The organism is Dyadobacter endophyticus (assembly GCF_014641595.1).
In the GTDB taxonomy this organism is placed as follows: Bacteria; Bacteroidota; Bacteroidia; order Cytophagales; family Spirosomataceae; genus Dyadobacter; species Dyadobacter endophyticus.
Genome location: NZ_BMIA01000002.1, coordinates 690,253 through 714,770, shown reverse-complemented (window position 1 = coordinate 714,770; position 24,518 = coordinate 690,253). Strand labels below are relative to the sequence as shown.

The 24,518-nt window shown below is 49.8% G+C and carries 20 protein-coding genes; 8 read left to right on the top strand and 12 right to left on the bottom strand.

Features of this window, described 5'->3' with window-relative positions:
* The first annotated feature begins 77 nt into the window (after window positions 1-77).
* The 6 genes from IEY24_RS15190 to IEY24_RS15165 all read left to right on the top strand — a co-directional run bounded on the left by IEY24_RS15190 (window position 78) and on the right by IEY24_RS15165 (window position 5,577).
* On the top strand, window positions 78-707 hold the full coding sequence (locus IEY24_RS15190) for a ribonuclease H1 domain-containing protein (protein WP_188933518.1): 630 nt from the start codon (window positions 78-80) through the stop codon (window positions 705-707).
* Between the two features lie 8 nt (window positions 708-715).
* Window positions 716-1,438 carry a tRNA1(Val) (adenine(37)-N6)-methyltransferase gene (locus IEY24_RS15185; protein WP_188933516.1) on the top strand — a complete coding sequence of 241 codons (723 nt, stop codon included), beginning with the start codon at window positions 716-718 and terminating at the stop codon, window positions 1,436-1,438.
* Window positions 1,439-1,498: 60 nt separating this feature from the next.
* Window positions 1,499-2,470 carry a glycosyltransferase family 2 protein gene (locus tag IEY24_RS15180; protein ID WP_188933513.1) on the top strand — a complete coding sequence of 324 codons (972 nt, stop codon included), beginning with the start codon at window positions 1,499-1,501 and terminating at the stop codon, window positions 2,468-2,470.
* Between the two features lie 60 nt (window positions 2,471-2,530).
* Window positions 2,531-3,142 (top strand): inorganic pyrophosphatase, encoded by a 612-nt coding sequence (locus IEY24_RS15175; protein WP_177193982.1) that lies wholly within the window; start codon window positions 2,531-2,533, stop codon window positions 3,140-3,142.
* 198 nt (window positions 3,143-3,340) lie between these two features.
* On the top strand, window positions 3,341-4,936 hold the full coding sequence (locus IEY24_RS15170; protein WP_188933511.1) for a peptide chain release factor 3: 1,596 nt from the start codon (window positions 3,341-3,343) through the stop codon (window positions 4,934-4,936).
* A gap of 59 nt (window positions 4,937-4,995) precedes the next feature.
* On the top strand, window positions 4,996-5,577 hold the full coding sequence (locus IEY24_RS15165; protein WP_188933509.1) for a Uma2 family endonuclease: 582 nt from the start codon (window positions 4,996-4,998) through the stop codon (window positions 5,575-5,577).
* 74 nt (window positions 5,578-5,651) lie between these two features.
* Here IEY24_RS15165 and IEY24_RS15160 read toward each other — a convergent pair whose 3' ends face one another.
* The 4 genes from IEY24_RS15160 to IEY24_RS15145 all read right to left on the bottom strand — a co-directional run bounded on the left by IEY24_RS15160 (window position 5,652) and on the right by IEY24_RS15145 (window position 7,875).
* Window positions 5,652-6,020 carry a DUF4890 domain-containing protein gene (locus IEY24_RS15160; protein ID WP_188933507.1) on the bottom strand — a complete coding sequence of 123 codons (369 nt, stop codon included), beginning with the start codon at window positions 6,018-6,020 and terminating at the stop codon, window positions 5,652-5,654.
* Between the two features lie 58 nt (window positions 6,021-6,078).
* Window positions 6,079-6,834 (bottom strand): DUF3307 domain-containing protein, encoded by a 756-nt coding sequence (locus IEY24_RS15155; protein WP_188933505.1) that lies wholly within the window; start codon window positions 6,832-6,834, stop codon window positions 6,079-6,081.
* A 6-nt stretch (window positions 6,835-6,840) separates the two neighbouring features.
* A complete protein-coding gene (locus IEY24_RS15150; RefSeq protein ID WP_188933503.1) occupies window positions 6,841-7,473 on the bottom strand; it encodes a hypothetical protein in 633 nt (210 codons plus the stop codon).
* 105 nt (window positions 7,474-7,578) lie between these two features.
* On the bottom strand, window positions 7,579-7,875 hold the full coding sequence (locus tag IEY24_RS15145; protein WP_188933501.1) for a hypothetical protein: 297 nt from the start codon (window positions 7,873-7,875) through the stop codon (window positions 7,579-7,581).
* 117 nt (window positions 7,876-7,992) lie between these two features.
* On the opposite strand from IEY24_RS15145, the gene IEY24_RS15140 reads away from it, so the two are divergent.
* Together IEY24_RS15140 and IEY24_RS15135 are read left to right on the top strand one after the other, a co-directional pair.
* Window positions 7,993-11,031, top strand: a complete 3,039-nt coding sequence (locus IEY24_RS15140; protein WP_188933499.1) for an amidohydrolase family protein — start codon at window positions 7,993-7,995, stop codon at window positions 11,029-11,031.
* 30 nt (window positions 11,032-11,061) lie between these two features.
* On the top strand, window positions 11,062-12,366 hold the full coding sequence (locus IEY24_RS15135) for an amidohydrolase family protein (protein ID WP_188933497.1): 1,305 nt from the start codon (window positions 11,062-11,064) through the stop codon (window positions 12,364-12,366).
* 81 nt (window positions 12,367-12,447) lie between these two features.
* Here the strand turns inward: IEY24_RS15135 and IEY24_RS15130 are convergent, their stop codons facing one another.
* From IEY24_RS15130 to IEY24_RS15095, 8 genes are all read right to left on the bottom strand, one after another.
* Complete coding sequence (locus IEY24_RS15130) at window positions 12,448-13,287, bottom strand: CvfB family protein (RefSeq protein WP_188933495.1); 840 nt, start codon at window positions 13,285-13,287, stop codon at window positions 12,448-12,450.
* 48 nt (window positions 13,288-13,335) lie between these two features.
* Entirely contained in the window at window positions 13,336-15,741 is a 2,406-nt protein-coding gene (locus IEY24_RS15125; RefSeq protein WP_188933493.1) for a TonB-dependent receptor, read from the bottom strand.
* Between the two features lie 129 nt (window positions 15,742-15,870).
* On the bottom strand, window positions 15,871-16,608 hold the full coding sequence (locus IEY24_RS15120) for a nucleotidyltransferase family protein (protein ID WP_188933491.1): 738 nt from the start codon (window positions 16,606-16,608) through the stop codon (window positions 15,871-15,873).
* A gap of 5 nt (window positions 16,609-16,613) precedes the next feature.
* A complete protein-coding gene (locus tag IEY24_RS15115; protein WP_188933489.1) occupies window positions 16,614-17,777 on the bottom strand; it encodes a LegC family aminotransferase in 1,164 nt (387 codons plus the stop codon).
* The gene (locus IEY24_RS15110) at window positions 17,764-18,750 is read right to left on the bottom strand and encodes an NAD-dependent epimerase/dehydratase family protein (RefSeq protein WP_188933487.1); all 987 of its coding nucleotides are present in this window, start codon (window positions 18,748-18,750) and stop codon (window positions 17,764-17,766) included. Before IEY24_RS15110 ends, IEY24_RS15115 begins: the two co-directional genes overlap by 14 nt.
* The gene (locus IEY24_RS15105; RefSeq protein ID WP_188933485.1) at window positions 18,743-19,903 is read right to left on the bottom strand and encodes a glycosyltransferase family 4 protein; all 1,161 of its coding nucleotides are present in this window, start codon (window positions 19,901-19,903) and stop codon (window positions 18,743-18,745) included. The genes IEY24_RS15110 and IEY24_RS15105 overlap by 8 nt, the downstream gene beginning before the upstream one ends.
* Before the next feature lie 123 nt (window positions 19,904-20,026).
* Window positions 20,027-21,388, bottom strand: coding sequence for a TolC family protein (locus tag IEY24_RS15100; protein ID WP_188933483.1), 1,362 nt, complete (start codon window positions 21,386-21,388; stop codon window positions 20,027-20,029).
* A gap of 36 nt (window positions 21,389-21,424) precedes the next feature.
* Complete coding sequence (locus IEY24_RS15095) at window positions 21,425-24,514, bottom strand: efflux RND transporter permease subunit (RefSeq protein ID WP_188933481.1); 3,090 nt, start codon at window positions 24,512-24,514, stop codon at window positions 21,425-21,427.
* Between the last annotated feature and the right edge of the window lie 4 nt (window positions 24,515-24,518).

Below are 24,518 nucleotides of genomic sequence, written 5' to 3'. Positions count from 1 at the left end.
CTGAATGACCGAATAAAACCTATTCAGTCATTCAATCATTCGGTCATTCAATCATTGATATATTCAATCATTCAAAATTGAAAAAGACAAAGTTCTACGTAGTGTGGCAAGGCCGGAAGACGGGCGTTTTTACCGATTGGAAGGAGTGCGAGGCACAGATTAAGGGCTTCGAGGATGCGCGCTACAAGTCTTTTGACTCATTGCAGGAAGCCGAAGCGGCCATTCAGCGGAATTACTGGGAATTCGTGGCCAAAAAGGATTCCAAACCGGCTGCACAGGAGCCGCCTGCTAACGTAGGACGGCCGATCAAAAACAGCATTGCGGTGGACGCGGCGTGGAACACCGCTACCGGCGATATGGAGTATCAGGGCGTGTATTATGCCACCGGCGATCGTATTTTCCTGCAAGGGCCTTTTAAAGACGGGACCAACAATATCGGCGAGTTTTTGGCAATCGTGCACGCATTGGCTTATTTGCAAAAGAAGGAAAGCGACTTGCCCATTTATACCGATTCCAAAACGGCAATGGCCTGGATTAAGAAGAAACACGCGAATACCAAGCTGGCTCTGACCCCGCGGAACAAGCCGCTTTTTGAAATGTTGCAACGCGCCGAACGCTGGCTCGCAACGAATACTTACCCCAACAAGATACTGAAATGGGAGACGGAATATTGGGGAGAGAATCCGGCTGATTTTGGAAGAAAATAACTCATAATATGCCCCGTAACGCCCATTTCCGGTTCAAACAGTTCACTGTCCGGCAGGACCAGTGCGCCATGAAAGTATGTACCGACGCCTGTGTCCTGGGCGCGTGGGCGGAGGTGGAGGACGCCGACCGTATTCTCGATATCGGCGCCGGAACGGGGCTGCTTTCGCTGATGGTCGCGCAGCGCAACTCCTACGCGATGATCGATGCAGTGGAAATTGATGCGGAAGCATTTTACCAGGCCGGTGAAAATGTGGAGCAAAGCCCGTTTCACGACCGCATTACCTTGTTCCATTCGGCGGTACAGGAGTTTGTTTCCGATCATTTGTACGATGTGATCATTACCAATCCGCCCTTCTTCCAGTCGGACCTGCTTTCGCCGATCGATAAAAAGAATATCGCCCATCATGCCAAATCGCTTGATTTTGAGGAGCTGCTGGTTGCCATCGAACGGCTTTTGAAACCGGAGGGTAAATTCAACATTCTTTTCCCCGTGGATGAAGGCGAGCGCTTTGTGGAGAAAGCGGAAAATGCAGGCTGGAAACTTACCCGCAAGCTGACATTGTTTCATCAGGAAGATAAAAAAGCATTTCGCTTGTTAATGCTGTTTCAGCATGCTGAATTCGCTCATAATGTGCACATTGAACCCGATCTGTATATTTATGGAACGGACGGTATCACCCATGACCCACGTTTCAGGGAGTTGCTAAAAGCTTTTTATTTGAAATTTTGATCAGGAAAAACACGAACTTTGCGGCAAATTACCGGCAAAGCATTGTCACTGAAACCGTACATGACCGACCAAGCTATCCAGATTTCCGTTGTTATCCCGCTATACAATGAAGAAGAGTCGCTTCCAGAGCTCTGCGAGTGGATTGCAAGGGTTATGGACGAGAATCATTTTTCTTACGAAGTGCTCTTCATGGATGACGGCAGCCGGGACCGCTCGTGGGAAGTGATCCAGCGGCTTTCGCAGGAAAATCCAAATGTGCGGGGAATGCGTTTTGTGCGGAACTATGGCAAGACAGCGGCTTTGCAAACGGGTTTTCAAGCGGCAAAAGGCCATGTCGTGATCACGATGGACGCCGATTTGCAGGACAGTCCCGACGAAATCCCCGAACTGTACAATATGATCGTTAACGACCGCTACGACCTAATTTCGGGCTGGAAGAAAAAGCGTTACGACCCGATCACCAAAACAATACCGACCAAGCTGTTCAATGCCGCTACCCGCAGTATTTCAGGTGTTTATTTGCATGATTTTAATTGCGGATTGAAAGCGTACCGTGGGGAGGTCGTGAAGAATATCACTATTTACGGAGAGATGCACCGGTACATTCCGGTGATCGCGAAATGGAATGGTTTTGCCAGAATAGGGGAGAAAGTAGTGCAGCACCGGGCGCGGAAATACGGTTACACAAAATTCGGTCTCGAACGGTTCATTTTTGGCTTCCTGGATTTGCTTTCGATCGCCTTTGTGAATAAGTTTGGACGAAGACCCATGCATTTGTTTGGCAGTCTCGGAACCCTTATGTTTTTTCTTGGAAGCCTTATAGCTGTGTGGCTTATCGGAAAAAAGATATATAACATTTACAATTTATTGCCTTACCGGAATGTTACAGAGAACCCGATGTTCTTTTTGGCGCTGGTGGCCATTATGGTAGGGTCTCAATTATTTCTCGCAGGATTTTTGGGTGAATTGTTTGTGAAGCAATCTGTTTCGAAGACAGGGGATTACACCATTGCCGAAAAGGCGGGATTGTAAGAAATTAAGATTAGTATTCAACGAAATTTAAGTTTTAAGTTATTACCTATTACACAACTAATGATCGCTAACGTACACAAAGCACATCCGTGGCACGGAATCCCAATGGGTGACAAGGCACCCGAATTAGTTACTGCTTTTATTGAGATTGTTCCTACCGATACCGTAAAATACGAAATTGACAAGGCGACCGGTTACCTCAAAATCGACCGCCCGCAGAAATATTCGAACATCGTTCCTGCATTGTACGGCTTCATTCCTAAGACCTATTGCGCGGATAAAATCGCAGCGCTGGCACGGGAACGGTCAGGTCGTGATGTGACCGAAGGAGATGGTGACCCGCTGGATATCATCGTATTGTGTGAAAAAATCATTTCGCATGGTAACATCATGTGCGAGGCGAAGCCCATCGGCGGCATCCGTCTGATCGACGGCGGCGAGGCTGATGACAAGATCATCGCGGTTCTGAAAGGCGACGAAGTTTACGGGCAATACAGTGATCTGAGCGAGCTGCCGGACGGTATCGTAGAGCGTTTGAAGCACTATTTCCTCACTTATAAGAACCTGCCGGGAGAGAAAGCGCATATCGAAATTACCAATGTGTATGGTAGAGAAGAGGCACACGAAGTGATTCTTACTTCGGTGGAGGATTACAAGCATTCTTATTACTGAGATTCAGAGAATATCCGATCAGCGTAAAAAGCTGTATAATTTAGAGCCGCCCTCATTAGGGGCGGCTTTTCTTTATTCTTATCTTTGTGCAAATTTTGCTATTCAGTCACAATAGGCAATGTGTTGCCAATGCTTTGAAATAAAGTGCATTAGGTAATGCCCCTGAAAAATGACTGTCCGTTCCGGGCAGCGATATATATGAGTAATTTACAAGAAATAAAGAAACGCCGCACGTTTGCGATTATCAGCCACCCTGATGCCGGGAAAACTACATTGACCGAGAAGTTGCTCCTTTTCGGCGGTGCGATCCAGACGGCGGGCGCGGTAAAGTCCAATAAAATTAAAAAGACCGCGACTTCCGACTTTATGGAAATCGAGAAGCAGCGTGGTATCTCGGTCGCAACGTCGGTAATGACCTTCGAATACAAGGATCTGTTGATCAACATCCTCGATACACCGGGCCACAAGGACTTTGCCGAAGATACTTACCGCACATTAACTGCCGTAGACAGCGTAATCCTGGTGGTTGATTGCGTGAAGGGCGTCGAAGAGCAGACCGAGCGGCTAATGGAAGTTTGCCGCATGCGAAACACACCGGTGATCGTGTTCATCAACAAGCTCGACCGCGAAGGCCAGAATCCCTTCGAACTGCTTGATGAGCTGGAAAGCAAGTTGAACATCCGGGTTCGACCGCTTACCTGGCCGATCAATATGGGAGCCAATTTTAAAGGGGTTTACAGCTTGTATGAGCAAATGCTATATTTCTTTAAAATCAACAAAACCAAAATTGAAAGCGATGTAGCGAAAGTGAGCCTCGAAGACGAGAAACTGACCGACTTGCTGGGTGGAAAAGATGCAGAACAGCTGACGGAGGACGTGGAGCTTGTTGAAGGCGTTTATGATGCATTCTCGGAGGAGGCTTATCAAAAAGGGCAACTTGCGCCTGTATTCTTTGGGAGTGCTATTAACAACTTCGGTATCAAAGAGTTGTTGGATACATTCTGCGATATTTCACCTATCCCGCAGCCGCGCCCTACGGACGTGCGCGAAGTAGAGCCTACGGAACCGAAATTCACAGGTTTTGTATTTAAAATCCACGCCAACCTCGACCCGCGCCACCGCGATCGCATTGCGTTTCTGCGCATTTGCTCGGGTAAGTTTGAAAGAAATAAATTCTATAAACACGTGCGACTCGGTAAGGAAGTTCGCTTTTCCAGCCCATTCACATTCATGGCTTCGGATAAGAGCGTGATGGATGAGGGTTTTCCGGGCGATGTGGTAGGTCTTTATGACACCGGTAATTTCAAAATCGGAGATACATTGACCGAGGGTGAGAATTTGCAATTCTCGGGCATTCCTAGTTTCTCGCCCGAGATATTCAAAGAGCTTATTAATATGGATCCAATGAAATCCAAGCAATTGGAAAAAGGTATCCAGCAGCTTACTGACGAGGGGGTAGCCCAGCTTTTTACACTCGATCTTGGCAATAGAAAAGTAGTAGGTACCGTTGGAGAACTTCAATTCGACGTAATCCAATACCGGCTCGAACACGAATACGGCGCGAAATGCCGCTGGGTGCCGATGAATATCTCGCGCGCCTGCTGGCTCACCGCCGACGATAAACCGGCCATGGACCAATTTATCCGCCTGAAAGGCAACCAAATCGCATACGACAAGGACCGTAACCCGGTTTTTCTCGCCGAATCCGAATGGATGATCCGTATGAACCGCGAGAACAACCCGGCTATTCACTTCCATTTCACGTCGGAATTTAAGACAGAAATGGCGCTTTAAGGCTGATTTTGAGTTGGGTTGAAATTCGCTATATTTGTCTAGAAGCAAAGTGAAAGACCATGATACTCACTGAGACGATTCCTGCCAGCTTGATCTTCGAAGAACTCGACGGACGCCCCTTGTACCGCAAGGGCTACAAGGAAGTTTTGGCCAATAATTTGTCTCCGGAAGAGATTATGGGTTGCAGTTTTATTCAGGCGTTGATCGCTAGGATTCTTAGTTCGTATTTTGCGGAAATTCTGAGAGGTAAGCCATATTTGGTGACCAGTAATGAAGGTGGGCTGCACGTGTCACTTGGGAATAACTTGACTAACGATGTCGCGGTTTTCGATAGGGCGATGATTAAGGATATTTTCTCAAAAAAATACGCAGATGTGCCGCCGAAAGTAGCGATTGGGGTGGATATTAAAATCGAGGCAGATCAGTTCCCTGATCCAAAGGATTATATTTCCCGCAAGAGCGAAAAGATGATCGAGTTCGGAACGGAAAGTGTGATCTGGGTGCTTACCGATAACCGTAAAATCATGGTAATGGACCGTTCGCGCGAATGGTTTGTTTGTGAGTGGGATGAGACTGTTCCTCTTTTTGATCAATACCAGTTCTGTCTGAACGATCTTTTGAAGAAGGAAGGAGTGATTTAGAATTACAAAATGCCAAATACTGAAACAGGCTGCCACATTTCATATATGGCAGCCTGTTTTGCTTTAAATCGACGTTAGTTTTTCGGCCCGCCGCCACCTCCTCCGCCGCCGCGGTTATTCCGGCGGTCTTCCAGCATGGTTTTGTATTTTTCCTGCTGTTCTACGGTCAGGATTTTGCCAAGTTCGGTATTAAATGTTTCCATTGAAGCCCGCATTTGCTCGCGGTCCATATTTTGGGCATCCCTTAATTCTTGCATTTTCTTAGCGCGGACCAAGCTGAGATCGTATACTTTTTTCTGCTGGTCGTCCGAAAGTTTGAGGTTCTCGGTCAGGGTTTTAGTCTGGTTCTCGGCGCGTTGCTCCGGCGTTGCATTGCCGCCGCGTTGCGCGAAAGTTGTGAAGCTTACAAAGGCGAATAAAATAGCCAACAATGATTTCCTCATGGTCACAAAAGTTTAGATACTCGTGTTAGATGGAAAAACGAGCATTAAGTTTAACGGGCTATTTAATTTTTTGGCTGAGTATCTGGACCATCAATGCGACAGCTATGGCGCAGGTGTAACTCATCAGTGTGCCCACCAGGACATATTCCGATTTCTTACTGATGTAGGCCGGTGGGATGCCCGGCTCGGTTGATTTGTCGTTGTACCTCAATAACGATTTAGCGGCGATCAGAAAGCCGATGGCCGAGTATTGATTTACCAATACAAAAACAAAAATGAGCAGCCGCTCAGACATACCTATCCAACGGCCAGCGCTTGCGAGGTTGTCATCGGCATTGGGTGCGAGTCTGCTTAGCTCTTCCCGCCATGGTTTTGTGAGAATGCCCACCAGAAATGAGACGGGCGAGAGGGATAGTAATGCCCCGGATAGCGTTGCCAGTGTTTTTGGGGTGTTAAACCAGGTTATGAGTGTGTCGAAACCGGATAATATGCTGCTTGTGAGCATGAGTGCAGTAAACGCAATGGTTGCCAGGTGTGCTGCCTGGTCGGCGATGAACCAGGTGAGCGATCCTTTTTTGTCGAATGATATTTTAATAAGATCTATCGCGCCGTGTGCAATGCCTAATGCAATGGCAGGTAATGGGTTTCCCCACTGGTGCAGGGCAATATATGATACGATGATGACCAGCAAAGTGTGGAGATACAGGTATCTGGATTTGTATTTTTTCTCCTTTTTGTCGGCTACCCAGTGGGTGGGCTGCCAGTAAAAATCTACAAGAACGTGTGCCAGGAGGAGGAGCAGGAATTCCGTCATAGTGATTTATCGTTTGGTGTATAGTGATAACTGCTTTGGAAAGGTAGCAATAAAACTTTCAATTGCCCACCACTTCGACGACGCGACCCGCTGGCTTGCAGCAGATTGACTAATGGATAACATCTCGGCGATCTGCGTGACATTTTTGCCCATTAGCAAGGCTTCTACTACCTGGCTTTGAGCTATCGTCCAGCTTTCGATCAATGTTTCGAGTAAATCGAGTGTTGCTGTTAAAGGCTCCGACGGCTTGGGTAATGCAACGCCGATCCTCGCTTTCTGCTGGCGGATTTTATCGGCCAAATGCCCCGATAATCTGAATGCCTCGCCATCGGAGGTGCCCGGGCGATCGGTAAGCTGTTCTGTCAGCCCAATGCCGACCGCGATGCGCATATCGGCGGTGGGCGCGTGCTTACGTATGCATACACGGGCGAGAATAGCCATCCGCATGACCTCCTCGGGATTCTTTAAAACTGCCTGGAAGCTGTCGCCGCGGTAGATTTCCGGCTTTAAAGCCCATTTGAACGCCTGGTTTTTGTGTAGAACAGCAAGCATCTCTTCCAGCCATACAGTTGATTCTTCCCGCGAGAACTGCGTATAATTTACCATATCAGCGGTTATAACTGCTCGGAACGCTCTCATGAGTATAAGGTTTTTTGCTTATAATTGCCAAATATAAGGTAAAAGCCTTATATTTTAAGTATATAAGTAAAAAACCTTATATTGGACTAATATAAGGTAAAAGCCTTATGCTTTTTCCAAAAATAGATTTGCCAGATGTGCCCATTCTTCTTTAAGACTTCCCTTAAATACCTCTGATTCAGCACGTCTGTACCAGTATCCGGCATTGAAAGTATCGCCTTCGACGCGGTGGAGATAGGCGTGTAAGCGGTCGTAAGCTTGCGTACCTTCTTTGCTTTGGGCGATATTATGGGCTGCTTCCCAATCGTTGTTGGCGTCGTGCCAAAGTGCTTCAAGGAGGATCGGAAGGCCTTTCGGCGGTGCGGGTTGTGAAATCGATTCCTGAAATTGTTCGTATGTCATGATGTGCGGAAAGATGATGGACAACGGTAAAACCTGTTGCAATATAAGCCTCAGGGCCCTGATTTAACGATTTAACTTGTATATTGTAAGGCACAATTGTAATTAAGATAACAATATATGTTTAAACAATTATCAACGATATTAGGCTGTATGACGCTTGCCGTGTATTGCCACGCGCAGGAAACGTTTCCAAGGAACGGTGCTTATGATGAAAGAGCCGGCCGATATGCCTTCACAAACGCTACGATCGTCGTCGATCCGAAAACTACGATCGAAAATGCGACAATGCTGATTGAAGACGGAGTGATCCGGGAAACGGGGAAACAGGTGAAAGTCCCTGCCGGTACAGTTACCGTGGACCTGAAAGGCAAATTCATTTATGCATCGCTCATCGAGCTGGATTCGGATTATGGGATGCCGGATGTCAGAAGGGCGCAAGGCGGCGGGGGGCGGCAACCCCCCCAGCTGGAATCGAACAAAAAAGGTGCATTCGGATGGAATCAGGCAATGCAGCCCGAAACAGATGCCAGCATTCTTTTTACACCGGATTCTAAAAAGGCAGGTGATCTGCGGAAAATTGGTTTCGGTACCGTGCTGGTGCATTCGCATGACGGCATCGTGCGTGGAAACGGCGCGCTCGTGACCCTTACCGACGAACCAGCGAACAAGGCAATGCTTAATAGCAAAGCGTCGGCACATTTTTCGTTCGGGAAAGGAAGTTCATCACAGACCTACCCATCGTCGGGAATGGGCGTGGTGGCGCTTCTAAGACAAAACTATTACGACGCCGACTGGTACGCGAAAGGCGGAAACAAAAAAGAGACCAATTTGTCCCTCGAAGCATTCAACCAGATCAAAGCGCTGCCTTCGTTCTTTGAAGCCGGTGATAAATACGGTATTCTGCGGGCCGATAAGATTGGGGACGAGTTTGGAGTGCAATACATTATCCGCGGAGGAGGAGATGAGTACCAGCGTATTGGGGAGATCAAGAAGAGCAAGGCAACGTTGCTGCTGCCGCTCGTATATCCGGATGCTTATGATGTAACAGACCCCTGGGATGCGGAAGTGGTAACCATGAGCCAGCTGAAACACTGGGAACTGGCACCGAGCAACGCGTCGGAGGTAGCGAAAGCTGAAATTCCGTTTGCATTGACGACCATGGGATTGCGCAACAAAGCCGATTTCTGGAAAAACCTCCGGACAGCCATCGAATACGGCTTACCCAAAGAAAAGGCATTGGCTGCACTGACGACACTTCCTGCTTCGCTGATCAAGGCTGAAAACAAGATCGGAAGCCTGAAAGCAGGAATGCTCGCTAACTTTATCATTACCTCGGGCGATCTGTTTTCGAAAGACAATGTGATTTATGAAAACTGGATCCAGGGAAAGAAATTCGTGCTTACGGCATTTGATGTACCGGATATCAGGGGCATTTACTCGCTGTCGCTGAATAACCAGCCTGCCGGGAAGTTGCAGATTACCGGATCGCCGGAAAAGCCTGAATATAAGATCACAGTCCAGGACTCGATCAATATTACGCCAAAAGCGATCCTGGCAAACGCATTGCTTACATTGACCTACCAGCAAGACAAAAAAGTAGGCGGTACAACCCGTCTAACAGGCTGGCTAAGCAGAAATGGGTTCAGTGGAGAAGGTGTGTTGCCCAACGGCACTGTGATTCCATGGAGCGCTACGCTTACTGAAAAGAGCGCTGCAGTAGCCGCCGCAGACACCGCTAAGCCGAAAAGCAGGGAAACAGGACCGATCGTTTATCCGTTTGTAGGCTATGGAAATGAAACATTGCCCGCCAAAGAAACGCTCCTGATCAAAAATGCGACGATCTGGACGAATGAAAAGGAGGGTATTCTGCAAAATGCCGACGTGATTGTCCAGGACGGTAAAATTGCCAAAGTTGGGAAGAGCCTCGCAGCGCCGTCCGGAGCACGAACGATCGACGGGACCGGCAAGCATCTTACCAGCGGTATTATCGACGAGCATTCACATATCGCGCTTTTCAGTATTAACGAAGGCGGGCAATCGAGCTCCGCGGAGGTGCGCATGAGCGACGTGATCAATCCGGATGATATTAATATCTACCGCCAGCTGGCGGGCGGCGTAACAGCCTCGCATTTGCTGCACGGCTCTGCAAACTCGATCGGCGGACAGAGCGCGATGATCAAGCTGAAATGGGGGGCGAGCCAGTCGGAAATGCTGGTCCCGGAAGTGAAGACAATCAAATTCGCATTGGGCGAGAACGTGAAACAGTCGAACTGGGGTGATGTGCAGCGTGTACGCTTCCCGCAGACGCGGATGGGTGTGGAGCAGATCTATTTTGACCACTTCCTGCGTGCGAAAGAATATGCAGCAAGCTGGAAAAGCTACAATGCGAATGCCAAAAAGCAGAATATCGCACCTCCACGGAGGGATATCGAGCTCGATGCACTGGCGGAAATCCTCGGTAGCGAGCGTTCGATCACCTGCCATTCGTACGTGCAATCGGAGATCAATATGCTGATGCACGTAGCGGATTCATTGAAATTCAAAATCAACACATTTACCCACATCCTGGAAGGTTATAAACTGGCCGACGGCATGCAGAAGCGCGGGATCGGCGGTTCGACGTTTGCCGACTGGTGGGCTTATAAAATGGAGGTGAAAGAAGCTATTCCATACAACGCAGCCCTGATGTACCATGAAGGCGTGACCGTGGCGATCAATTCCGATGACGCCGAAATGGCCCGTCGCCTGAATCAGGAGGCTGCTAAGACCGTCGAATACGGTGGTGTGCCGGAAGAAGAAGCCTGGAAAATGGTAACCCTGAACCCCGCAAAACTACTCCATCTCGACAATCGGATGGGGAGTGTGAAGCCGGGTAAAGATGCAGACCTCGTGCTCTGGAATGCGAGCCCGCTTTCGGTATATGCAAGACCCGACTTCACGATGGTTGAAGGCGCTATTTATTTTGACCGCAAGAAAGATGAGGAGAAACAGAAATCCATCGCCGTGGAACGCGAAAGGCTGATCCAGAAAATGCTTGGTGAAAAGGCCGAAGGCAAGCCCACGCAGAAGCCAGAGGCCACGAAGCCCCATATGTGGCATTGTGAAGATGTGGTAGGCATCCACGCGGAACACGCCGATATACATGCTGGCAAGTAATACTGTTTCAAGACATTCAAATTGATTTTTATGAAAAAATATACATTAATTGCCGGCTTGCTGCTGGGGCTGACAGCCGGAGCGTATGCGCAAAACCCGGCACCTGCAAAGCCACAAACCAAGCCGGTAGTACTCACAGGCGCTACGATCCACATCGGAAACGGGCAGGTGATCCAGAACGGCGCCATTGCATTCGATAAAGGCATTATCACACAAGTAGGGCCGGCTGCGTCGCTAACCAGCCCGGCCGGTGCCGAAACCGTGGACGTAAAAGGGAAACATATCTTCCCAGGTCTGATCTCGCTCAATACGACCGTCGGCTTGCAGGAAATCGCATCGGTAAGAGCTACGCTCGACTACTATGAAGTAGGGGAGATCAACCCGCATGTGCGCGCACTCGTAGCCTATAATACCGACTCGGAGGTGATACCAACTTTGCGGGGCAATGGTATCCTGTTGTCGCAGGCTGTTCCGCAGGGAGGCGCGATCTCAGGTTCGTCATCTGTTTTTTATAGCGACGGCTGGAACTGGGAGGATGCCGTTTTGAAAAAGGATGATGGCATATGGCTAAGCTGGCCGTCTTTTCTGGCAGGGAATTTCGATAACGAGACTTTTACCTATTCTATCAAACGAAATGAGAAGCGCCAGGAAACGATAGACGTATTCAAGAAGACGTTCGCCGAGGCTAAGGCTTATGCAGAAATAGCTAATCCGAGCCCTGTGAATCTGCGCCTGGAAGCGATGAGGCCACTTTTTGCCGGAACTGCCAATCTTTACATCCGCGCCGATTATGCCAAAGACATTATCGAATCCGTACGTTTTGCTCAGGAAGCAGGTGTGAAAAAGATCGTTATCGCAGGCGGGAACGAGTCCTACAAAGTGACCTCATTTTTGAAAGAAAATCAGGTTCCGGTCATTATCAATACCACACACAGGCTCCCCGAGGGTGTAGACGAGAACGTTTACCTGCCGTACGAACTGCCCGGATTGCTTCATAAAGCAGGTGTTAAAGTGGCTATTACTTATGCCGACGAATGGTGGCGTACGCGCAACTTAGGGTTTCTGGCTGGTACCGCCTCCGGTTTCAGCGGTGTGACGCCGGAAGAAGCATTGCAGTTCGTGACGCGCAATGCAGCCGATATTATCGGAGCCGGCCAGCAGGTGGGGACGCTGGAAAAGGGCAAGCAAGCCTCATTGCTCGTTTCAGACGGCGATATTCTCGATATGCGCGGCAATATGGTTCAAATGGCCTACATCCGCGGTGGCAAGGTCAATCTGGACGACAAGCAGAAGCGACTCTATGAAAAGTATAAAGAGAAGTATGGGAAAAAGTAATTAGTCAGTAGGCCAGGAATTGTAAAAGGCATCCGTCTATTATCGGCGGATGCCTTTACTTTTTATGATTTTGGTTAAAAATCAGCTCTCCCCAATCAGATAAATCCCGTCACTGGTAATCCTGATCATACCTTGCTTGTACAAGCCGCCAATCGCTTTTTTAAATACCTTTTTGCTGATTTTGAGCTTTTGGTAGATGTCTTCGGGGGATGAATTATCGGAAAGGGCCAGAAATCCTTTGCCTTTCTCTATTTCTTCCAGAATTTGCTTCGCTACCGGCTCCACTACTTCGTAACCCGTTTTTTGCAGGCTGATATCCAGCTTGTTTTCTTCGCGGATCTTTTTGACGTAGCCTTTCAGCGAATCGCCGATTTTCAGCGGCTGAAATACTTCGTTGGCGTATATGAGGCCTTTGTGGTATTGGTTTACGACCACATTGTAACCCAGGTCGGTTTTTTGCCAGATAAGCAGATCCACTTCGTCGCCTTCCGCAACAGTAAGTCGTTCGCTTTCCAGGAACTTGTCGATTTTCGCGGAGGCCAGCAACCGCTGCGTTTTCTGGTCGAGGTAGAGAAAAACGACATACCCTTCACCGATTTCCATGGGCTTGGGCTGCTCGCGGAATGGTACGAAAAGATCTTTAATAAGGCCCCAATCGAGGAATGCACCGTGCTCGGAGACGTCTTTCACTTCCAAGTAGGCAAACTCGTTCCGGACGATCTTGGGCGTCTGAGTGGTTGCAACGGGCCGGTCTTCGGAATCGAGGTACACAAATACCTTGATCTGGTCGCCGACCTGCATTTCGTCCGTAATATATTGGTTGGGAAGCAGCACTTCTTCACCTTCCACATCACTCAGGAACATCCCTACGCTGGTAACCCGCTCGATGGTCAGGTAATTGTATTTTCCGATAAATAGCATTATTCAAATAACGAGGTTCGGGTACAAAGGTAGTGCTTTCGAGCCGATTTACTCTTCGTCGTTCATATCACCCTGCTTATCCATATTCTGTTTTTCTTTCGAGCGGTTCAAGCGGTAGGAAAAAGTGACCAGAAACTGCCGTGGCCGCCATTGGAATACCGAATACGAATAATAGCCCGCATTCTCTGTAATGCTTCGGCGCTTCTGAGAATTGAGCAGGTCGCGGACGCTGGCAGTAAGCGTACCGCGACCTTTAAGAATATCCTTGGACAAACCGAGATCGATAAAGTAAATCGACAACTCCTTACCTTGGGTGGTACGCCGCGGCGCGCGGTAGTTGAACGACGTCTGGAAATCGACCGAACCGAACAGCGTAATGCGCGACGAGAACCGGCTGGTCCAGGAGTAGGTATCGCTTTGGTATAGTTTATCATTGTAATACCCCTCGTTCATCGCCCGGAAAATGTTAGCATTGGCAGTCAGTTTCCACCATGGTGCCGGATCGTAGGTAAGGTTGAATTCAAAACCGTACGAATCGCCTGTCGAGAGGTTAATAGGCGTAATAGTGGTAAAACCGGTAGAGTCCACCGAAGTAATATTTTCCACTACGCCCAGCCGGTGGCGGTAGTAAATGCTCGAAAGCAAGGTTGCCTGGTTCATATTCAGCAAATGTCCCGCTTCAAAGGAGTGTGTAAATTCCGGATTCAGCAGCGGATTGCCCGCGCGGAAAACGCGTGAATCGCTGAAATTGGAGAAAGGGAGCAAATCCCGGAAATTGGGCCGGCTCAGCCGGTAGCTGTAACTGAGCTGCAAAGTCTGGGCGTCTTGCAGCTTGTAGGATAAGTGAATGCTGGGGAAGAGGTTGAAGTATTGCCGGTGATTGGTTTGAGCTGTTTTTTTAAGTTCGGTCAGAATATCGGTGTATTCGCCGCGTAGGCCTGCCTGTACAAACACTTTCCCGAACTGGTTGCTCGCCATCAGGTATGCTGCGTGGATCTTTTCATCGTAGGCCAGCCGATTATCATAATCGGGCAGAATGACCCAGTAATCGGGTTCCAATTGCTGATGAACCGAAAAGTCATTGTCCAGCAGCCTGACGGATGTTTTCAGCCCGGCTTCTAGCTTTCCGTCCTTGCCGAGCGGGTGTATGTAATCCAGCTGGGCCAGAAAATTCTTTTCATCCTCCGTGTTATACGATCGCTGACGAATATCGACCGAATTGTTGTTCGCCACCTCGTGGTATTTGGATGCTTCCGTTTCATCGCTGAGAATGTATTTCGCGTCGAACGACAGGCTCTGCCCTTTTCTTTCGAACGTTTTCCGGTAATTCAATGCCGCTTCGATGTTCGTTCTCGGCTCCGTTTCGTCCTCCGCACGTGTTACCGTGCGCGTGAGAACATTATTCATGTCGAAATCCCGGTATTCGAGCTGCGATTTGTTGTCGTTTTGTGATCTGCGGTAAGAGAGGGTAGCTGTGAGGGTATTGTAGTTATTCAAAAAATAATCCAGCCCTACGCGGACGTTGTTGGAATATCCCGCGCGGTTGCGCCGGTTGGTTTGTTCGTACACAAAACTGGTATCGGCGCTGTTGTACTCCTGTCTTGAATGCCCTCGGCCAGGGCCATCACGATACATCCAGCCGTAATTGGCGATCAGGTTTACCTTTTTTCTGCGGTAGTTGACATTAAAAGAAGCGCCGAAATTGGAAGGATAGCCCGCCGTGCCGGTGAATGTTCCATTCAGCCCGTAGCGGATATTTTTTTTCATCACAATATTTAAGATCCCAACCTCACCCTCGGCATCGTAGCGTGACGACGGGTTCGTAATGATCTCCACGCTCTCGATCAGGTCGGCGGGGATTTGGCGCAACGCTTCGGCGGGGTTCAGACCCACCATGCCGGATTGCTTGCCGTCGATGAGTATCCGTACATTTCCGCTGCCGCGAAGTGCCACATTTCCTTCCACATCCACCGTCACGGAAGGCATATTATTGAGAATATCCGACGCGTTGCCGCCGATGTTGGCCAGGTCTTTTCCCACGTTAAATACCCGCTTGTCCAATTGCAGGTCCATTTGGCTCTTTTCGCCTTGAACAACCAGTTCATCGAGCACGTGGGCGTTCGATGTGAGAGTAATCGTACCTAGCGCTACGGGCTGGGCTGCGACACGGACGTTAGGGATGATTTTCTCATCCATGGCCAGGAAAGTGATTTTGACGAGATAGCTGCCTGGTTCGGCAGGGATATTGAAAAGCCCGTTTTCATCCGCAGTACCGCCACCGATCAACGCGGAGTCTTTCGCGGCAAGAAGGGCCACATTCGCAAAAGGGACCGGCTTTTTCTCGGAATCTTCGAGCTTGCCGGTAATAGGATAGGTTGCCAGGGGTTCGTCCTGCGCATAGAGTTGCGTGCACAGGAAATTCAGGAGTGAAACGATCAGTAGTATTTTCTTCATGACGGCATTTACCATAACACCGGGCAGGGCCTGGGATATGTTAGGTTGAAGGTGAGCCTGTTAGATTGAAAAGCCGGGTAAAGGTTTAATGACTTTTTAATCTTTCATGAAAAACACGTGCCAGCTCTGCTATGCCTGCGTGATACCTATCTGGCTCATTTCCTGGGCCTTTCGGAGCGTTTCCATACTTCCAATATCGATCCAATACCCCGTTGTCTGAGGCACACCGACGACACGCCATCCCGCATGTAGCACCGACTGGACCAGTTGCCAGCCTTCATAGGCGATACCTTTTGGCAGCATATTCAAGGTGCGCTTGTTGAAAATATACACTCCGGCATTGACCATAAATTCATATCCGGGTTTTTCGGTAAAACTGCTGATATGGCCGCTGGAAGTCATTTCAAGCACTCCGTATGGAACTTTAACCGTGTTTGGCACAGCCAGAATGGCCATGTCGGCTTTTTGAGAGAAATATTCTGTGCACAAATGCCCGATATCGAAATTAGAGTATACATCGCCATTGATCACCAGGAAATGTTCATGGGGCCAGCGATGTTTGAGCGACATGGCGCCGATACTACCCATTGGAATACGTTCCTGAATGTACCGGATCGAAACTCCGAGGTCGCTTCCATCGCCCAGGTAGCCGATCATCTGCTCGGCCAGGTGACCGACCGAAATGTGGATTTCCCTAAAACCGAATCCGGCCAAATGGTCGATCAGATGGCGGATAATGGGCTTGCCGCCGACAGGAATGAGCGATTTATGGGTATTGTCGGTCAGTGGTTTCAAGCGGGTGCCTTTGCCTCCGGCCATGATGATTACATTCACGGGCCAGTGGCCCACTTCCGTGTTCCAATACATATTATTTAGATTTTAATACTCACACTCAGAAATCTTCCGATGGTTTGACAAACCCTTTGCAGCTGTTCGTCGGAGATCGACGTCGAGCAAGGCAGCATGATCCCCCGCCGGGACACATCCGCGGCTATGTTTTCGCGGCTGATATACAAATCCTGTTGGAATACCGGCAACTCATGAATGGGCGTCCATAGCGGCCTGGTTTCGATATTTTCTGCCGCCAAAGCAGCGATAAGACTGCGGCTTTCATTGACAAGCATGGCAGAATGCCAGTGATTGGAGTCTGTTCCGGGAGTCAGTTGCTGGAACATTACCTCGTAATCGCCGAATTCCTGCCGATAATGAGCAGCTATTTCTTTTTTCTTTAGCACAAAACCGGGCAGCTGTTCCATTTGCGCACATCCCATCGCCGCGAGTGGGTTTACGAGCCGGAAGTTATAGCCCAATTCGTCGTGGATGTATTCGGTGGGGTGGCTTTTGGCTTGGGTAATGAGGTGCCGCGCACGTTTTGCCAGGGCGTCGTCGTTGGTCAGGATAGCGCCACCTCCGGCAGTTGTGATAATTTTATTGCTGTTAAAACTTACTGTTCCCAGTAAACCGGACGTCCCCGAATGCCGCCCATTCCGGAACGACCCCAGCGAGCATGCGGCATCTTCGACCACAGCCAGTTCAAACCGCCCGGCGATTGCATTAAGCCTTTCCATTTCGCAGATATTTCCCAGTAAATGCACCGGTACCACTGCTTTGATCCGCCGGTGGCTGTCACGGTGGAAGCACCCGCCGCTGTTCTGGTAGGTCTGGTTTTCGAGGAAATCCAGTAACAAATCCAGGTCCATCAGCCAGGTACTGGCATCGATGTCGACCATTACGGGACTGGCGCCGAGGTACTTGACCGCATTTGCCGTCGCCACAAACGTCAGATCGGGGACCAGTACGAGATCCCCTTTTTCCACACCTGCGAGCGTGAGCGCTACGTGCAACGCGCTGGTGCCGTTGCTCACGCCTATTACATGTGCCGCGTCCGAGTAATCGGCCAGCTGCTGTTCGAACCGGCGCAGGAAACTTCCGCCGGAAAGCCAGTTGGAATCGATGGCCTCGGCCATGTATTGCTTTTCGCGCCCATTGAGATTTGGCTCGCAGAGTGGGATAGAGGAGAGTTTATACGTTTCCATATCTTGCATTCATCGGTTCACTGATCACCTGTTCGTGGAACAGGGAAGCAATTTCACGGATACCGTTCGGGACGGTTTTAGAAATGGCAAAGCCGAGCACATTTTTGATTTTATCACAATTCACCTTATAATCGCGTGGATCGGTAACTACCGGATGGTAATTCACTTCCAATGAGGGAATTGCTTTCCTGATCTCAGCGGCCAGCATCTTCTTGGTATAATTCTGTGAGGTATCGCCCACATTGAATGCCTCCCCGTCGACCTTGTCTTTATCGGCAGTGAGCGCGATTCTTACCGAGCGGGCCAGGTCGCTCACATGGCAGTATGGGCGCCAGAAGTTTTCACCGTAAATCAGCAACGGTTTTCCCAATGCCGCATCGCGTGTGAATTCATTGACAGTAAGGTCAAAACGAGGCCTGGGCGATATTCCGTAAACTGTGGAAAAGCGGAGAATAGTGCGTGTAATAGTGTTGTTTTCCCGGCTAAGCAGATATTTTTCAAAATTCACCTTGGTCTCGGAATATAACGAAATCGGGTTCAACTCCGCCGTTTCGTCGAGCAATGAATCGGCAACGGCCATTTTACCATAATTGCTGCAAGTGGAGGCAAACACGAACCGCTCGATTCCGGCGTCTTCGCAAAGCTCATACAGGCGTACGGACGCGTGCCAGTTCACTTGCAGGGCTAATTCAGGATATTTCTTGCAGGGCGGTTCACCGACGATAGCGGCCAGGTGGCATACGTAGTCTACGCCTTTTAACGCCGCTTTGATATCCTCGTCATTCCGAAGGTCGCCTTTGAGGAAACTGAACGACGGGTTACCCCAAAAGCTCAACAGCGATTCGCCGCCGAAAGAAAGGTTATCGAATGCGACCACGCGAAACTCGTCCTGCAAGAGGATGCGGACCAGCTCGGAGCCGATATAACCCGCTCCGCCCGTCACCAGGACCGTTTTGTTTTGTTTGCTAACCATGTGCTGCTACTTTGTGAAATGATTGAATGAGCTCTTCTGTGATGATTTCCGGCGACCATTGGTCGATGATCACTTTCCCGTTGCTGCCCATTTGCCTGAATTTTTCGGGATGATCCATGAACCATAGCAGCTTACTGGTAAAATCCGGCTGATTCGAAGGATCGAACCGGAAGCCGTTCAGCCCGTCGATCACAAGGTCGGCGGCACTGCCACACCGCTCCGACACCAGGACGGGCATCGAGTAAACCATCGCCTCGTTGGTCAGAAAGCCGAAGGGCTCGAAAGTACTTGGCAGCACCGCTATGTCGGCGAGTGTGTAGCGGATCGGTACTTCATACCATTCGCAGGGCTCCATCCAATGCACGGATTCGCAGCCCAGCGAATCGATCAACTCTTGTAGCCGGGGTTTTTGGTTCCCTTCGCCGCTCAGGATGAGCCCCCATTCGGTTCCGCGTGCCGAGAAGCTTTTCGCCTCATGAAATGCCCTGATGAACATGTCGAGGTTTTTCCGTTCCACGAACCGGCCTGCGTATAAAAAGTTGTAGCGTGGCAGGCCCGTTTCCGCTTTCCGGTGCTCGCGCAACAGGAGCTCGCGCGTATAGATTTCGAGCAATGCATCGTTGTCGACACCCACATTCTTGGTACTCAGAATACGCTCACGCTTCACGTCCAGTTTCAGCGCATATTCGGCTGCTTTCTGCCCCAGGCAAACCAGCGCGTTGCATTGGCTCAGAAATGCTTTTTTCATTTCCTCTTTCCACCAGACCCGCCGCCTGCTGATTTCGCTACTCTCGAAATCCAGCACCACTCTTATTTTTTTGATTTTACAATAGGCCAATACAAACCAGTACGAAGGGTCGTAATAGCCATTGAGGTAAACAATGCCGGGTCGGTGATGACGGAGTGCGGCGAGTAACTTCTGGGTTTTTTCGACATGCCCGATATGTTCGATGGCCTTGTCGGGAAACAGGACTTCGTAGGGGTAGGTATGAATGCTCAGATCGGTTTTGAGGCCAAGCCGGCTCAGTTCGCTGAATGCCAGTTGCAGCACAAAGAAGTCGTTTCCTTCTTTGCGTAAACGCTGGTGAAGTTCGGTGAAAATTTTGGCCTTGTAGTGCGACCAGAGGATATTATGGATAGCCAGTACCTTCATTGATTTCTGATTTCAGTCAGCCAAAGCCAGGCTCTTTCGGGCCTTTACACTTTGGACAGGACTGGTGAGGAAATCAATGCACGTCGCCGGAAAAAATTTTATTCCGGCGACGTGAAAGTGGCTTTATTGAAGCGTATTGCTAAGTCTTTTCAATTCAATCTCAGCAGCTTTGGCAGCATAGTTGAGGTTGATCAGCCGGTAACCTGCTTCTTCGAAGCTGCGCTGAGCCTCGCGTACGTCGATGATCGTCGCCTGGATCAGTTCAAAACGCTGCAAGGTCAGGTCGAGAAGCTGCTTGCTGAGCGCGTAGTTCTTCTTTTGGTTTTCGAGTTGTTCAATGGAGCTTTGGTAGGTCTGGTACATTTTAACCGCGCTGGCGCTGTAATCGCGAAGTAGCGTGCTTTTCTGCAATTCAGCCGTTTTTGTATCGATTTCAGCTGCCTGTTTCTGGCGTTTAAATGCCGAGCCGTTGTAAATCGGGACAGCTAGCGAGAGGCCCGCCTGCGGACCCGCCACGCGGTTGAGCAATGTGAGGCCAGCAGCGGTTTGGTTGCGGCTGAAATTATAAGCCGCATTGAAACGAACCGTAGGGTAACGGAGCGCAGCCGTTTCCTTTACAATCAGTTCATTGATTCTGATCTGGCGATCCGCCGCTTTGATATCCGCATTGGAAGCCAGCCGGTCCATTACGGAGGCTAGTTGCATATTGTTGTCCACCGTAATGGTATCCTTGATGGTCAATGCCGATTTCGGATCGAGCGTGAGGGTGCGAAGCAGTTCTGTTTTGGACACCTGTGCCACCATTTGCTGGTTCAGTAGGGTCTGGTTGAGCGTGTTCAAATCGATTTCCGCCTGAAAAATATCCGCGTTATTGGCCATACCCGCTTCCTTGCGCACGCGCAGGATTTCGAGGCGTTTTTCGGATGCGATAATGGATGTGCGGATCGTATTAATATAGCTCAACTGGCGCACGACATCATAATAGCTTGTCATAACGAGGGCGATCGTGTTCTGGATTTGCGAGTTGAGAACCTCGGAACTCTGGTACTGCAGTTCAGCGAGGCGCTTTTTGGTTGCCACCACCCGTTTGCCATTATAAAGGAGCATCCCTACCGAAAGGTTCGCCTGGGTATTGTTACCGGCAGCAGCATTACGGTTGATTTCTACACCGGTGTTTAGTTTCTGATTTACCTGGGTGATCTGTTCCGTATTGGTAGCGTTCAGGTTGACGGTTGGCAGGCCACCTGCTACGCCATAGTTGTTCAGGATCGTGTTCGCATCTACATTGTTTTTGGCAATCTCGATTTCGTAGCTGTTTTTGAGCGCGGTAGCCACGGCTTGTTCAAGCGTCAGCGCGAGTGTATCGGCGGGCGCTGCGGCCCCCGGAAGGCCAGCCCCCGGTTGGCCGGCCCAGCAGGTCCCGGAACACAGCAGAACAATTAGGAATGTGTATTTGTATTTCTTAAGAAAGGTGAGCGAGCCCATGTAACAAACAATAGTTGATTTTATTAAAAATATCCTTTAAGCCACAAGCTCCTCTGCCATTTTCTGCTCTTCCGTAACCTTGTGTTTTTTGGGTGAAATGAATGTGTAAATCGCCGGGATCACAAACAATGTCAGGATCAGCGAGAACATCAGACCGCCCACGATCACAACGCCCAGCGGTACCCGGCTGGTCGCCGCCGCCCCCAGGCTCAATGCGATCGGCAATGCGCCGAATGCCGTTGCGAGGCTTGTCATGAGAATGGGGCGCAGACGCTGCGTAGCCGATTCAACCGCCGCGGCCATTCTGCCCATTCCCTGCTCCCGTTTCTGGTTGGCAAATTCCACAATGAGGATACCATTCTTCGTCACAAGCCCGATGAGCATGATCATCCCGATTTGGGAGAAGATATTGATGGTTAAACCAAACAAATAAAGGCTTAGCAAGGCACCAGCCAATGCCAATGGCACGGTGATCATGATGATGAACGGATCGGTGAAGCTCTCGAACTGGCCCGCGAGTACCAGGTACACGAGCAAAAGTGCCAACCCAAATGCGAAACTGGTATTGGAAGAACTTTCTTCAAAATCGCGGGAAGGGCCGGTGAGCGATGTCTGGAAGGACTCGTCGAGCAGTTTCGCGCCGATCCTGCGCATGGCTTCCACGCCGTCACCGATGGTTTTACCTTCTACGAGCGATGCGGAGATCGTGGCACTTTTGTAGCGATTATAGTGGTAAATAGTCGGCGGGCCGCTTTCCTCTTCCATATGCACCACGGCCGTGAGCGGAATGCTCTCACCGCGATTGTTGCGCACATACAATTTGTCAATATCCGCAGGTTTGTTACGCTCCGCGCGCTCAACCTGACCGATTACCTGATATTGCTGGCCATTCATGATAAAATAGGCCAGACGGCGGCCACTGAATGCAGCCTGGATGGTCGCAGCGACATCGGTGGTGGACAAGCCCAGGTCGCGCGCTTTGAGACGGTCGATCGTAAGCCGCACTTCGGGTTTATTGAATTTCAGGTTGACGTCGACATTCTGGAAAGTCGGGTCCTGACGTGCTTCGTCGAGGAACTTCGGAAGAACCTCACTCAGTTTATCGAAATCAAGGTTTTGTAATACAAACTGAACTGGAAGTGATCCTCTCGAACCGATACCTACGGAAATCGTCTGCTCCTGTGTCGCGAATATCCGTGCATCGTTAAATCTCGACAGTTTTTTATTAATATCCTGGGCAATCTCGTTCTGGCTCCTTTTGCGCTGATCCGACGGAACCAGTCCGATACGGCCGGTACCGCTGTTCACACCGCCGCCGCCAAAACCCGGGGTAGCCGAGAAGGTAAATGCCTTTTCAGGAATAGAATCATTCAGAAAATCGCTAAGCTGGTCCGAAACCTGCTGCATTTGGCCAAAACTGGTTCCCTCGGGTGCGGAAAGGTTGAAACGGATGCTGTTCCTATCTTCCATTGGGGCAAGTTCGCTTTGCAAATGCGAGTACGTGAACCAGATCAGCACACCACACGCCACAACCAGTACCCAGGACACCCAGCGCACTTTCATAAATCCGCGGAGCATCCGGTTGTAGCCGTCTTCCATTCCGGTAAAAAAGGGCTCCGTTTTGTTATAAAACCAGCCATGGCCTGCGTCTTTGCGATTTAAGACTACGTTCAATACGGGGGTAATCGTAAGTGAAACGAATGCGGATATCAACACCGCCGAGGCGACCACGATCCCGAATTCTCGGAAAAGGCTTCCAACAAAACCTTCAAGGAATATCACGGGAAGAAATACCACCGCGAGCGTTAGCGAAGTTGAAATAACCGCAAAGAAAATTTCCCGGCTCCCTTCCAACGCTGCCTGTCGGATCGATAAACCGCTTTCGAGCTTTCGGAAGATGTTTTCAGTTACTACAATACCATCATCGACCACCAAGCCCGTCGCGAGTACGATCCCCAGCAGCGTCAGGATATTGATTGAAAACCCGCATAAGTACATCACGAAGAATGTAGCCACGAGCGATATCGGAATGTCGATCAACGGTCGGATGGCCACGAGCAGGTTCCGGAAGAAGAACAGGATCACGATCACCACCAGTGAGAATGCGATGAGCAGCGTTTCTTCAACTTCCTTGATCGACTGCCGCACAAGCCGCGTATTATCGATCAGCACGCTGAATGTAATGTCCGATTTGTTGGATTTCTGGATTTCTGCCAGACGTTTGTTGAACTCGTCGGAAATCTGCACGTAGTTGGCACCCGGCTGAGGGATTACCGCCAGACCTACCGCATACATGCCGTTGTACTTCCAGCTTTGTTCTTCGTTTTCAGGGCCCAATTCCACCTTGGCGACGTTGCCAAGCCTTACGATCCCCGAGCTGTCGTTACGGATCACGAGGTCATTGAATTCTTTTTCGCTTTTCAACCGGCCCATTGTCCGGATCGTTAATTCTGTATTGTCGCCATAGATCTTACCAGCCGGTAGTTCTACGTTTTCGGCAGCCAGGGTACTAGTAATGTCGTTGAATGAGATATTGTAGGAACTCATCTGATCGGGATTCAGCCAGATGCGCATCGCGTATCGCTTTTGCCCGAAAATATTGATCGCACTCACGCCGTCGATCGTCTGCAAGCTTTGTTGGAGTACGTTTTCGGCATACTCACTCAGTTCAAGCAAACCTTTCGAGGGGCTTTGCACTGCCAGGAGGAGAATGAAGTCGGAATTGGCGTCGGCCTTGCTTACTACCGGCGGGGCATCGATATCCTGCGGAAGGTTACGAACGGCCTGGCTCACCTTGTCGCGCACGTCGTTGGCAGCGCCTTCGAGGTCGGATTTCAGGTTAAATTCCACCGTAATGTTGCTGGAACCGATCTGGCTAGAAGAGCTGATACTCTTAATACCCGGGATACCGTTAATACTTTTTTCAAGCGGTTCGGTGATCTGGCTCTCGATAATATCGGCATTGGCGCCCGTGTAGCTCGTTCGCACGTTCACGATCGGCGGGTCAATGGCCGGGTAGTCCCTCAGTGAAAGGAAGTTGTAGCCTACCACACCAAAAAGGATGATGAGCAGGTTCATCACGACCGCCAGAACGGGCCGTTTCAGGGATAGTTCTGAAATATTCATAGCA